Here is a 13,042-nt window from a genome sequence, read left to right on the forward strand (position 1 = left end):
AGATGAAGAAAAAATGGCAAAAAAAACAATTATGTTAGTTTGTTCCGCAGGAATGAGCACGAGTTTATTAGTAACAAAAATGCAAAAAGCAGCAGAAGATCGTGGCATGGAAGCAGACATCTTTGCAGTATCGGCTTCTGAAGCTGATACAAACTTGGAAAATAAAGAGGTGAATGTTTTACTTTTAGGTCCACAAGTTCGTTTCATGAAAGGGCAATTTGAACAAAAATTACAACCAAAAGGGATTCCTTTAGATGTAATTAACATGGCAGATTATGGCATGATGAATGGCGAAAAAGTTTTAGATCAAGCAATCTCATTAATGGGATAAGGAATTAAAAGGTTTAAGAAAAGTGAATAGCAAACAAGGATAGTGCATGTTACCAAAGGTTTTATTTTGTACGCTCGATTCATTCGTTTAATGAGGCTACTGCCTTTTTAATAAATATAAATGGATACAGGAGGAATAAAAATGAACGGATTAATGGCATGGATGGAAAAATATATCTTACCAACTGCCGCAAAAATTGGTGCACAGAAACATCTGGTGGCACTAAGGGATGCTTTTATTGGTACATTACCTGCGACAATGGCTGGATCAGTCGCCGTAATGATTAACGCAATTATTCGAGATCTTCCCCAAGAGTTTGTCTCAACTTATGCGGCAAGTTTGGAAGCAGACAAAGGTATTTTTGCAGTATTGAATGTCATCATTGGGATTAATGGTTTTGTTTGGAATGGTACATTGGCTATCGCTGGTTTGATTTTCGCTTTTTCTTGGGGCTATAACTTAGCGAAAGCATACAATGTGAATGAGCTAGCTGGTGGGATTGTCAGTTTAGCTACCTTAATTTCAGGTGTTGCTTTTGCACCGAATAACACAGCTGAATTAGCTGTAAAAGTGCCAGAAAAGATTGCCAACGCAATTAATGGGGCAGAAATTGGTGCGTCAATTGCTAATAATCAATTGACTGTCAATCCATGGGGTTGGTTAAATCTCAACCATCTAAATGGTAACGCTTTCTTTACAGTGATGATTATGGGCGCTTTATCAACTATTATTTTTTGTAAATTAATGCAAGCGGATTTAACAATAAAAATGCCTGATTCTGTTCCGCCAGCAGTTTCAAAAGCGTTTGCGGCAATTTTACCAGCAACAATCGCGTTGTATGTCGTAGCGATTATTAACTTTACGGTGTCAAAACTTTCAGGCGGTCAATTATTAATTGATTTAATTCAAAAATATATCGCGGAACCGTTCCTTGGGTTATCACAAGGACTAGGCGCTGTGTTAATCGTAACAGTTTTTGTTCAAATTTTCTGGTTCTTTGGTATTCATGGGCCAAACGTTTTGGCACCAGTTCTTGAAGGAATTTGGGGACAAGCACAATTAATCAATATTGATATTTTCCAAAAAGGTTATGAAGGAAAAACAGGAACAGCTGCGGTTTTAGCCGCTATTGACGACGGTAAAGCCTACATGTGGGTCCGTGGTTCGTTTGATGCTTTTGCTTGGTTTGGTGGTTCAGGCGGTACAATTGTCCTAATTATTGCAATCTTGTTATTCTCCAAACGAGCAGATTATTTAACAGTTGGTAAATTATCATTAGGACCTGGGATCTTTAATATCAATGAACCGATTATGTTTGGTTTACCAGTTGTTCTGAATCCAATTATGTTTATTCCATTTGTAATTGCGCCATTAGTTGCTACTACAATTGGCTGGGTTGCAACGTATCTTGGGCTAGTCGCCCCAGTTTCTCAACAAGTCGCATGGGTGACACCGCCGTTGCTATTATCTTTCTTAGCGACAGGTGCCGACTGGCGCGCACCAATTGTAGCGTTGGTATGTATGGTAGTCACTTTCTTGATTTGGACACCGTTTGTTATCGCTGCTAACAAAATGGATCCTGCATTAGGCGAAAGAGAGCAATAAGCAATAAAAACAGCAATTACTTGTATAGAAAGGAGCAAGCGGCATGATTTCGATTGCAAGTGCAATGAAGCAAGAGGAAATTATTACTTTATTAGAGGCATATCAAGGGGAAAATGAAACATTTACTTTTAAAGAAAAGAATGGTATTAAGTTATTTTTTGAAGTTGAAGGAGATCCTGAAACTGCTGCACAAGTAGCAAAACAGCTGATTAAGGAACAACCTTGGGGAGGCGTTTTATACTTCCAAGCAACGGTAGTCTAAAAAGATAGGATGGATGAAAATGATTAGAAATGGATTATTTTTATGTAGTATTGGCTTCTTGATTGTTTTGTATTCGTTGAATCCCAGCTCCTTAAACTATGATTTATTAAGTCTGACAACGGGGATTTTTTTCATTGGACTTGGTGGTTACCTGTTTTTTAAAGGAAAAAAAGTTGCTGAAGAAGAGGCGACAAAGGATGAGGTGAAACGGTAATGGAAATTACGAAAACATTAACTATTTCAGCAGATGAATTTTACACGCAATTAATGAATTCTGTTATTTTTGATATCCGTAAGCAAACAGGCAAAACTCTTACAAGAAAGCAGTTGCGTAAGTTTGAATACATCAAAGAATATAGTAAAAATAGTCGCGCGAAAATAGTTATTGAAGAAGCTGTAGAAAATAAGACCTATCAATTTCGAACATCCACAACTAAAAATGATTTCTCGGTGCGGTATGAGCTCCAGCCAATTGATGAAAAAAGCTGTGAACTGCGTTATACAGAAACAATGGTTTCTTATGGGGCGTTACAAAAACTGAATGATGCAGTATTAGGTATCTTTTTAAGTTATTTTAAAAAGAAACAGTTTTATAAAATGCTTAAAATGATGGAAACTGCTTAAAGGGAAAAAGTGGCTTTTGTCCAGTTGATTCTCTTCAGCTTTAGAAAGTGAGCGATGAGTCGTTTCGACTTATCGCTCACTTTCTTTTGTTGCCCTATTATTTTGGAAACGCACACAAAAAAGCTGTGTGTAATCGTTTTATTTTTAGTGTGTACACGCTTTCCATGTTGAAAAACGTTGTCATATCAAGGTTTTCAATGTGTTAAAACTTGGCACGCTTCTTGCTTATATAAAGGTGTAAAGCAAAACAAAGAGAATTTAGGAGATGAAGGAAAATGGCAAAAAAAACAATTATGTTAGTTTGTTCCGCAGGAATGAGCACAAGTTTATTAGTAACAAAAATGCAAAAAGCAGCAGAAGATCGTGGCATGGAAGCAGACATCTTTGCAGTATCGGCTTCTGAAGCAGATACAAACTTGGAAAATAAAGAGGTAAATGTTTTATTATTAGGCCCACAAGTTCGTTTCATGAAAGGGCAATTTGAACAAAAATTACAACCAAAAGGAATTCCTTTAGATGTAATTAACATGGCGGACTATGGCATGATGAATGGCGAAAAAGTTTTAGATCAAGCAATTTCATTAATGGGATCATCAAACTAGAGCAGAAAATGGGGTAGAGGTAATGGACGGACAACAGAACTTAGAAGCAATCATGGGTTTAATCATGTATGGCGGAAATGCTAAAAGCGATGCAATGGAAGCGATTGCCGCAGCAAAATCGGGGGATTTTGAATTAGCAGACAAAAAAATTGCAGATGCAGAAGAATCACTTGTACATGCACATCATTCGCAAACAGGAATGTTAACAGAAGAAGCAAAAGGCAATAACATGCAAGTAACATTGTTAACAGTGCACAGTCAAGATCATTTAATGACTGCGATTGCATTTACAGATTTAGCAAAAGAAATTATCGATCTTTATCGCCGTATTGATAACGAGTAATCTCGTTGTCAATACGTCTTATAAGAAAAACGCGCTTGAGAAAGCGTTAATTAGGAGGAATAACAATGGACGGATTTGTTCAATGGATGGAGAAACACTTTATGCCGAAAGCGTCAGTAATCGCAGCGCAACGGCACTTGGTAGCAATTCGTGACGCGTTTGTCGTAACGATGCCATTAATGATTTTAGGGGCTTTGGCGGTATTAATTAATAATATTCCAATTCCAGGATATGAGGACTTTTTAAACAAAATTTTCCCAATGATGTATAACGATGCACCAATTTGGAAAAGCTTTGGTGGTAACATTTGGAACGGTACATTCGCAATCTTTGCCGTTTTAGTAGCCTTTTTAGTAGCACACAATTTAGTTAAATCTTATGGAAAAGACGGCATTGCAGCCGGTACAGTTTCTGTAGCTTCATTCTTCGCAGTTGGCGGCTTAGAAGGCATGGGCGCAACTGGATTATTTATTGCTTTGATTATTGCACTTATTTCAGGAGAACTATTCCAACGTTTATCTGGCAATCCTAAATTAGTTATCAAAATGCCTGATGGTGTACCACCAGCAGTAGCAAAATCATTTGCGGCATTATTACCAGCAATGATTACAATCAGTTTATTTAGTTTAATTACATCAATTCTATTTGCTTTAGGAATTGACAATATCGTTATTTCATTCTATGAAGCAGTTCAACAACCATTTATGGGACTTGCAAACAGCTACCCATCAGCATTATTGTTAGCTTTCATTACACCATTCTTGTGGTTCTTTGGTTTACATGGTGCCAACATGGTTGACCCATTAATGCAAACAATCAACGTACCAGCGATTGATGCGAACATTAAAGCTTTAGAAGCAGGTAAAGCAATTCCTTATATTGTAAACAAACCTTTCTTTGATTCATTTGTAAACTTAGGTGGAACAGGGGCAACATTAGGTCTGTTAATTGCTATCTTTATCGTAGGTCGTCGTAACAAACCATACAAAGTCATTACAAACTTAAGTTTAGCACCAGGACTATTTAATATTAATGAACCAGTCATGTTCGGTTTACCAATTGTTTTAAACCCAATTATGTTTATCCCATTCATTTTAGTCCCAATGGTTCTTGTAACTGTTGCGTATGTGGCGACAGCAACTGGTTTAGTGCCAGCTGCAACCTTTATGCCACCTTGGGTAACACCACCAATTATTGGCGGATTTTTAGCAACGAAGAGTATCGCCGGCGGAGTTTTAGCAGCTGTTAACTTATTGATTTCTATTTTGATCTACATGCCTTTCGTAAAAGTAGCAACAGATCAATACTTGAAACAAGAAGCAGCCGCAGAAGCAGCTGAGTAAAAAATCGAAGGATTGAATCGTCCGGACTCTTACGGAGGGTTCAATCCTTTTTTTAATGATTAAATCGTAAAGGAGCAAATAACATGAAATATCAATTTCCAGAAAATTTTTGGTGGGGTTCTGCAGCCAGCGGTCCTCAAACAGAAGGCGTTTTTGAAGGTGATGGTAAAGGTCAAAATATTTGGGATTTTTGGTATCAAGAAGCGCCAGAAAAATTTTTTCAACAAGTCGGTCCAGATAAGACCTCACAATTTTATAAAAAATACCAAGAAGATATTCAGTTAATGAAAGAAACGGGACATAACTCTTTTCGAACATCCATTCAATGGAGCCGTTTAATTCCAGACCCTACAACAGGGAAAGTCAATCAAACAGCAGTTGATTTTTATAATCAAGTGATTGATGATTTATTAGAACACGGGATTGAGCCCTTTATGAACTTGTATCATTTTGATATGCCGATGGTACTTCAAGAAAAAGGCGGTTGGGAAAGCCGTGAAGTGGTTGATTTGTATGTCGACTTTGCCAAAACCTGTTTTGAATTGTTTGGCGATCGCGTGAAAAAATGGTTTACGCACAATGAACCAATTGTACCAGTTGAAGGTGGTTATCTCTATGGCTGGCATTATCCTGATAAAGTGAATCTAAAAGAAGGGATTCAAGTACTCTATCATGAAGCTTTAGCTAGTGCCAAAGCGATTGCTGTTTATCATTCTATGAACTTATCAGGTGAAATTGGCATTATTTTAAACTTAACGCCGACTTATCCTCGTGATGAGCACAATGAAGCCGATGTAAATGCGGCTAAATTTGTCGATGGTTTCTTTAACCGTTCGTTTTTAGATCCGGCAGTTAAAGGCCATTTTCCAGAAGATATGGTTGCCTGGGCGAAAGCAAATGACTTGTTGCCAGAAACAACGCCAGAAGATTTAGCAATAATTGCTGAAAATACTGTGGACTTATTAGGAGTAAACTACTATCAACCACGTCGTGCCAAAGCAAAAGAAACACCTGTTGAAACACGACCAGAAGGCTTACTTCCAGAAGATTTTTATGATGTCTACGATATGCCTGGCAAAAAAATGAATCCTTACCGTGGCTGGGAAATCTACGAAAAAGGCATTTATGATACATTAATGAATTTAAAAGAAAATTATGGCAACATTCGCTGCTACATTTCAGAAAATGGCATGGGCGTAGAAGGAGAAGAACGCTTTGTCAATGAACAAGGAGTCATTGAAGATGATTATCGGATTGAATTCGTGCAAGATCACTTGAAATGGGTGCATCAAGCGATTCAAGAAGGTAGTAATGTTCAAGGATATCATATGTGGACGTGTATGGATAACTGGTCTTGGCTTAATGCCTATAAAAATCGTTATGGCTTCATCGCTGTGGATTTAGATGATGATGCGAAACGGACCATTAAGAAAAGCGGTCGTTGGTTCAAAGAAATGACAGCAAATAACGGCTTTTAGAAAGAGAACCGTTTCTGTGATAAAATGAATTGATACAATGTGCGAGGAGGAAAGAAAATGACAACTAAAAGAGTCAAAAAAATGGGCAAAGAAGAAATGAAAGAGATGTTTGATCTTGTTATCTATGCTTTTAATCAGGAACCCACGGCGGAACGCCAAGAACGTTTTGAAAAATTGTTGTCACATACGCAAAGCTATGGCTTCCTAATTGATGAGCAATTAACAAGTCAAGTGATGGCGACACCTTTTCAAGTGAATTTCCATGGTGTCCGCTATCCCATGGCTGGAATTGGCTATGTGGCTTCTTATCCAGAATATCGTGGTGAAGGCGGCATCTCTGCTATTATGAAAGAAATGTTGGCTGATTTAGCGAAACAAAAGGTTGCCCTTTCTTACTTAGCACCGTTTTCATATCCATTTTATCGTCAATATGGCTATGAACAAACATTTGAACAAGCAGAGTATACAATTAAAACGGAAGATTGGCCACGTGTTAAACGAGTTCCAGGTACCATTAAACGAGTTTCTTGGGCTGACGGTAAAGAGGTCATTAAAGACGTATACCTTGAAAATCAAAGAGCGCACTCTGGTGGTGTGATCCGTGAAACTTGGTGGCTGGATTATACGCTGAATCGTGCAAGTAAACCAAATAATCAAGCGATTTATTATTCGTCAGAAGGGAAAGCGGAAGGTTATGTGATTTATCGGATAGCTGCTGGCACCTTTGAAATCGTAGAATGGAACTATTTAACTAATACAGCTTTTAAAGCTTTAGCTGGGTTTATTGGCTCACATAGTGGTTCCGTTCAATCGTTCCATTGGATTAATGGTTTTGCTGGAAAAGATTTAAATGATTTAATGCCAACGCCAGCAGCTTCTGTAAAAATTTTACCTTACATGATGGCACGAATCGTTGAGTTACAAACATTTCTGGAAAAGTATCCATTTCAATCAGGAGAAAAAGAAACGTATTCTTTAGAGATTGAAGATTCCTATGGGCCATGGAATGAAGGCATTTGGACAATCACAATTGACGAACAAGGAAAAGCGACAGTGACTAAAGGTGCTGCGGAAAAAGAAGGGACTGCTGCTTTGAAAGCAGATATCCAAACGTGGACGCAACTATTCTTGGGCTATCGTTCAGCAGAGACGTTATCTTTTTATGAACGCTTGCAAGGAGACGCAACGACAGCTCAACGTTTAGGCCAACGTTTAGTCAAAGGTATGCCAATTTTAGAAGATTATTTTTAAAAGTGTGTTTATTCGCAAAAAATGACAGAACCTACTATAATAAAAATGTAAAAAGAATTATTTTAGAAAGGTGATGGGGACAATGGCGAAAACGAAACAAGAAAAAGTTGCACGCAATAATAAAATTGGGCAATATATAGCTATTGCGACAGGACTTTATTATTTAGGAAAAATGATTCTTGATCGGCGGCAAAAAAAATAATAGATAAACGAACGACGTGTTTCACTGAAAGAAAGTATCTCGCATAATTGTTTATGCGAGATACTTTCTTTTTGTCTATTGACAGATGTAGTGAAGACTTCTAAAATTAAAACAGATTGTTCTCGTAGCTCAGTAGGATAGAGCAACCGCCTCCTAAGCGGTAGGTCGCTGGTTCAATTCCAGTCGGGAACGTAAAAAGGCAAGTAAATTTAGGGAGGAAGACAGATGGCGATTACTATAAATATTTATTATAGTGGGACAAATGGACGTGCAAGAGAATTTGCCAAAGAAATGATTGCCAGCGGAATTGTAGAGGCGATTCGTGCAGAAAAAGGGAATAGTCGCTATGAATACTTTTTTCCAATGGACGATGAAGAAACAGTTCTGCTGATTGATAGTTGGACAGACCAGGAAGCATTAGACAAGCACCACGCTTCTCCAATGATGACCCGTATTACGGAACTTAGAGAAAAATATGATTTGCATATGAAAGTAGAAAGATATGTATCAGATGTAACAGACCCCTTGACAAAAGATGCCGCGTTTATAAGAAAATAACCAGAGTGCAATCATTGATCTTAAAATTTAGTGCTAGGAACATCAGCCGTTTCGACTGATGTTCCTAGCACTTTTTATCTTGTAAGGATGAATCATTTGTTACACACGTTAAATTAAAGAAGGACCATTTGTTCTTCAGTCACAGCCGGTTCGGTTAAAATTTTGGCTTGGGCAGCTGCGAGTTTCGCAATAGGTACCCGATAAGGTGAGCAAGAGATGTAGTTTAGGCCAAGTGTTTGGAAAAACGTGATGGATTGCGGATCACCACCGACTTCTCCACATACGCCAATACTCATGTTTGGTTTAGTGCGACGCGCTTTCTCTACAGCTAATTGAATCAATTGACCAACACCTGTTTGATCTAATGATTGAAACGGATCTTGGGTAATGATTTTCTTTTCCCGATACGTATTAATGAATTTACCGATATCATCACGAGAAAAACCATAGGTCATTTGTGTTAAATCATTTGTTCCAAAGCTGAAAAAGTCTGCTTCTTCTGCTAACTGATCCGCAATCAGACAAGCTCTAGGTAGTTCAATCATTGTCCCGATTTCGTAAGGGAAAGGAGTCATTTTATGTTCTTCAAAGAGACCGTCAATCGTTTCTTTTAAAATGCGTTTGAGATAGAGAAGTTCTTCTTTTTCGGCGATTAGAGGAATCATCACTTCTGGATAAACAGTAATTCCTTCTTTGACTAATCGAATGGCACTAGTAAATAAGGCTGTAACTTGCATTTTGTATATTTGTGGTTGGGTCACACCTAAGCGACAACCACGATGACCCAACATTGGATTGGTTTCTTGTAACCGTTCAATTTGTTTGGCGATGGTCACCGGGAACCGTTGTAGTTGCTTCGCTAATAATTGAATATCATTCTTTTCATGAGGTAAAAACTCATGCATCGGCGGATCTAACAAGCGGACCACCATGGGCTTGTCTTGAACTACTTTCAGCATTTGATAAAAGTCTTCCTGTTGAAAATGAAGAAGTTGTTCCAACGCATAGGTTGCTTCCTTTTCAGACTCTGCTAAAATCAGGCGACGCATTTCCAAGACACGCTCTTCACCGAAAAACATATGCTCTGTTCGCGCTAAACCAATCCCCGCTGCGCCAAAACGGATAGCAGTCTCTAAATCTTGTGTAGTTTCTGCATTGGCACGAACAGTTAAATCAGCATATGCATCTGCCCAAGACAAGAGCTCTTGAAGGTCATCGTTATTATCAGCAGAAATTGTAGGAATTTCGCCAAGATAAATTTCCCCCGTTGAGCCATCGACGGAAATGATTGTTCCTTCTAAGATGACCTGTGGCCCGCAGTGTAGTTGTTTGGTTTCTTCATTAACGGTTAAACTTTCACAACCAGTCACACAGCAAGTTCCCATTCCTCGTGCGACCACAGCGGCATGAGAAGTCATTCCGCCACGACTGGTCACAATTGCTTCGCTTACAACCATGCCTTCAATATCTTCTGGTGAAGTTTCTTGACGAACAAGAATGACTTTCTTTCCTAGATTGGTCAGTTCTTTGGCTTTTTCTGCTGTAAAAACAATTTGGCCACTTGCTGCACCAGGACTAGCAGGAAGTCCCATAGCTAAACGTTCCATGTGTTGTCGTTTCTCTTGATCAAACACGGGATGAATTAATTGATCAATCGTATCAGGTGTCACACGCAACAGTGCTTCTTGTTTAGTAATACGATTTTCTTTGGCTAAGTCTAAAGCAATTTTAACCGTAGCTGCGGCGGTTCGTTTCCCGTTTCTTGTTTGTAAAATATATAATTTTTCATTTTCAATGGTAAATTCAATATCTTGCATGTCACGATAATGATATTCTAAAAGTTCTGCGTAATGGCGAAAATCTTGATAAACTTTTGGCATAGTCAAACGTAAACGACGAATGGGTTCTGGCGTCCGAATACCAGCCACTACATCTTCTCCTTGCGCGTTCAAAAGAAACTCTCCAAACAGTTGATTTTCCCCTGTGACCGGATTTCTAGTGAAAACAACGCCAGTGCCACTGTCTAGTCCACGATTGCCGAAAACCATTTCTTGAATGTTGACAGCTGTACCTAAATCATGTGCAATATGATGTAAGTTTCGATAAACCACCGCACGTTGATTATTCCATGAATCAAAAACAGCTTTGATTGCTTCAAAAAGTTGTGCGACAGGGTCTTGCGGGAAGACCACCTGATGTTGTTCAAAAACTTCTTGGTAGCGGACAATCAAGGCAAAATGATCTGCTTCTTGAAAAGTGGTAATTTTTTTGTTTAACTCTTGTTCCAAGCGCTCTTTTTGTTGGTCAAATAATTCTTTGGGAATGTGATAGACGACGTCTCCAAACATTTGAATAAGTCGGCGATAACAGTCAAAAGCAAAACCAGGAGAGGTTAAGGTCGCAAATTTTTTCACACGTTGATCATTTAAACCTAAATTTAAAATAGTATCCATCATACCAGGCATCGAGAAGGCAGCACCGCTGCGAACGGAAACTAAGAGAATCTCATTGTCCGCGGTAAAAGATTTGCCTGTTTCAGTTTCTAGATTTTTAACCGCTTTCAAAATTTCTGATTGTAAGTGTTCTTCAAAGAAAGTAGCATCTGCCAAATAGTCCATACAGCAACGGGTTGTAATCGTGAATCCTTGCGGAATCGGCAAACCTAAGCGTGTCATTTCTGCCAAGTTCGCCCCTTTACCACCAAGAGTCTCTTTACCTTCATTGTGTGTTTCGTTAAAAGAATAAATAAACTTTTTCATGCGTGACCTCCGTTTAATATGTGTCTTATATGTTCAATAAACATCATAATAGACGGAAATAAGTTTGTCAATAGAAAAATTTTCTTGTCAATATGTTGAAAAAACAATAAATATGTGTATAATTGTAAGCGAATGCACAATTTGTTTAAGAGGAATTGAGGAGGAAATGATGAAATTAAGTAAACGACAAGAGCAAATTATCGCTGTTGTAAAAGAGCATCAGCCAGTTAGTGGTGAACGCATTTCGGACATACTAGCCGTTTCACGTGCGACATTGCGTTCTGATTTGTCTTTTTTAACACTTTCAGGAATTTTAAAAGCAAGTCCGAAAGTTGGTTATACTTACGAAAGTGATAATATGGAGGCTTTTTTCTTTTTTGATGTTTTTCAAACAAAAGTTCAGGAGATCATGAGTCCACCATTGATGGTTGCCCAAGACACCTCAATTCGAGATGCGATTACCAACTTATTTATGTATGATGTCGGTTCTCTTTATGTCATGGATGAAGCAAAAGAATTATTAGGGGTTTTGTCACGAAAAGATTTATTACGAGCCTCTTTAAATACAAATATTGATGGCACACCTGTTGCTGTTTGTATGACAAGAGTGCCACATGTGAAAACCTGCACACCAGAATTTACTATTCTTGAAGCTGCTGACACTTTGCAAAAATACGAAGTGGATTCTTTGCCAGTCGTTGAAAAAGAAAATCCTAAAAAAGTTATTGGAAAAATTACGAAAACGAAAATTTTAACCTATATTACGCAACAAGCGAAAGAAGCCGCACAAAATAGATAAGGGAGCTTAATTATGAAAAAAGAGATCATTGTTTATACTATTTCCGATTCACTTGGAGAAACATCACAAAAATTGTTAGCTGCAGCAAGCGCACAATATCCAGATATTTCTTTTCTTAATCGATACAATTTTTCTTTTGTCACAACAGAAGAAGAATTATTAGAGATTTTAAAAGATGCCTTAAAAGATAAAGCCTTAGTTGTCAGTACATTAGTCAGTAAACAACTAATCACAGCGGCGAAAGAATTTAGTGAACGAACAGGGTTGTTATATTTAGATTTAATGGCGCCATTTTTTGAATTAATTCAAGCGAAAGCCGGAGTAGATCCTATTGAAGAGCCTGGACGACGCCACCAACTAGATCGTGCTTATTTTGATAAAATCTCAGCGATTGAATTTGCTGTAAAATATGATGATGGCAAAAATCCTCAAGGGTTTCTTGATTCTGATATATTGTTGTTAGGCGTTTCGCGGACCTCAAAAACGCCAGTCAGTATGTATTTAGCAAATCAAGGCTACCGCGTTTCTAACTTACCATTAATTCCAGAAGTTCCATTGCCGTCAATTTTGGAAGAAATGGATCCACAAAAAATGATTGGTTTAGTTTGTTCGCCAGAAGCATTAGGACAGATTCGTAGCAGTCGGTTGGCTTCCTTAGGTTTAGGTAATGAGACCAGTTATACCAATGTTGAACGGATTGAACAAGAATTAGCTTATGCCGAAGAAATTTTTGCGAAGTATGGTATCCCAGTGATTGATGTAACCGCAAAATCTGTCGAAGAAACAGCCTTTTTGATTAAAGAAAAACTAGATGAAAGAAATTAAAAAGCTTGGCAACCTCACTAAATTTCAGTGAAGTTGCCAAGCTTTTTATACTTAATTGGG

Annotated in this window: 14 protein-coding genes and 1 tRNA gene; 14 read left to right on the forward strand and 1 reads right to left on the reverse strand. The window is 38.1% G+C overall.

All coding sequences use genetic code 11. The features are described from left to right. The first annotated feature begins 13 nt into the window (after window positions 1–13). From IGL17_RS03735 to IGL17_RS03790, 12 genes are all read left to right on the forward strand, one after another. On the forward strand, window positions 14–331 hold the full coding sequence (locus IGL17_RS03735) for a PTS sugar transporter subunit IIB (RefSeq protein WP_002355913.1): 318 nt from the start codon (window positions 14–16) through the stop codon (window positions 329–331). 141 nt (window positions 332–472) lie between these two features. Next, window positions 473–1,936 (forward strand): PTS sugar transporter subunit IIC, encoded by a 1,464-nt coding sequence (locus tag IGL17_RS03740; RefSeq protein ID WP_002369870.1) that lies wholly within the window; start codon window positions 473–475, stop codon window positions 1,934–1,936. 43 nt (window positions 1,937–1,979) lie between these two features. Beyond that, the gene (locus IGL17_RS03745; protein ID WP_002355915.1) at window positions 1,980–2,198 is read left to right on the forward strand and encodes a hypothetical protein; all 219 of its coding nucleotides are present in this window, start codon (window positions 1,980–1,982) and stop codon (window positions 2,196–2,198) included. A gap of 13 nt (window positions 2,199–2,211) precedes the next feature. Next, window positions 2,212–2,412: a DUF3188 domain-containing protein gene (locus IGL17_RS03750; protein WP_002355916.1), complete on the forward strand. Its 201-nt coding sequence runs from the start codon at window positions 2,212–2,214 to the stop codon at window positions 2,410–2,412. After that, on the forward strand, window positions 2,412–2,822 hold the full coding sequence (locus IGL17_RS03755) for a DUF3284 domain-containing protein (RefSeq protein ID WP_002355917.1): 411 nt from the start codon (window positions 2,412–2,414) through the stop codon (window positions 2,820–2,822). Before IGL17_RS03750 ends, IGL17_RS03755 begins: the two co-directional genes overlap by 1 nt. Window positions 2,823–3,097: 275 nt before the next feature. Continuing rightward, the gene (locus tag IGL17_RS03760; RefSeq protein ID WP_002355918.1) at window positions 3,098–3,424 is read left to right on the forward strand and encodes a PTS sugar transporter subunit IIB; all 327 of its coding nucleotides are present in this window, start codon (window positions 3,098–3,100) and stop codon (window positions 3,422–3,424) included. Window positions 3,425–3,446: 22 nt separating this feature from the next. Further along, window positions 3,447–3,767, forward strand: a complete 321-nt coding sequence (locus tag IGL17_RS03765) for a PTS lactose/cellobiose transporter subunit IIA (protein ID WP_002355919.1) — start codon at window positions 3,447–3,449, stop codon at window positions 3,765–3,767. 65 nt (window positions 3,768–3,832) lie between these two features. Next, on the forward strand, window positions 3,833–5,110 hold the full coding sequence (locus tag IGL17_RS03770; protein WP_002355920.1) for a PTS sugar transporter subunit IIC: 1,278 nt from the start codon (window positions 3,833–3,835) through the stop codon (window positions 5,108–5,110). 83 nt (window positions 5,111–5,193) lie between these two features. Then, the gene (locus IGL17_RS03775) at window positions 5,194–6,588 is read left to right on the forward strand and encodes a glycoside hydrolase family 1 protein (protein ID WP_002355921.1); all 1,395 of its coding nucleotides are present in this window, start codon (window positions 5,194–5,196) and stop codon (window positions 6,586–6,588) included. 57 nt (window positions 6,589–6,645) lie between these two features. Continuing rightward, window positions 6,646–7,839, forward strand: coding sequence for a GNAT family N-acetyltransferase (locus tag IGL17_RS03780; protein ID WP_002355922.1), 1,194 nt, complete (start codon window positions 6,646–6,648; stop codon window positions 7,837–7,839). Window positions 7,840–8,159: 320 nt separating this feature from the next. Continuing rightward, window positions 8,160–8,233, forward strand: a tRNA-Arg gene (locus IGL17_RS03785). A gap of 33 nt (window positions 8,234–8,266) precedes the next feature. After that, entirely contained in the window at window positions 8,267–8,599 is a 333-nt protein-coding gene (locus IGL17_RS03790) for a putative quinol monooxygenase (RefSeq protein WP_002358903.1), read from the forward strand. A 113-nt stretch (window positions 8,600–8,712) separates the two neighbouring features. On the opposite strand, the gene ppdK is transcribed toward IGL17_RS03790, so the two are convergent. Beyond that, window positions 8,713–11,358: a pyruvate, phosphate dikinase gene (gene ppdK / locus IGL17_RS03795; protein ID WP_016617845.1), complete on the reverse strand. Its 2,646-nt coding sequence runs from the start codon at window positions 11,356–11,358 to the stop codon at window positions 8,713–8,715. A gap of 169 nt (window positions 11,359–11,527) precedes the next feature. Here ppdK and IGL17_RS03800 point away from each other — a divergent pair, with 169 nt between their 5' ends. Next, window positions 11,528–12,157 carry a helix-turn-helix transcriptional regulator gene (locus IGL17_RS03800; RefSeq protein ID WP_002355926.1) on the forward strand — a complete coding sequence of 210 codons (630 nt, stop codon included), beginning with the start codon at window positions 11,528–11,530 and terminating at the stop codon, window positions 12,155–12,157. Between the two features lie 12 nt (window positions 12,158–12,169). Next, entirely contained in the window at window positions 12,170–12,982 is an 813-nt protein-coding gene (locus IGL17_RS03805) for a pyruvate, water dikinase regulatory protein (protein ID WP_002396488.1), read from the forward strand. The last annotated feature ends 60 nt before the right edge of the window (window positions 12,983–13,042 follow it).

The sequence above is a fragment of the Enterococcus sp. AZ088 genome, assembly GCF_051714845.1.
GTDB lineage: Bacteria > Bacillota > Bacilli > Lactobacillales > Enterococcaceae > Enterococcus > Enterococcus faecalis.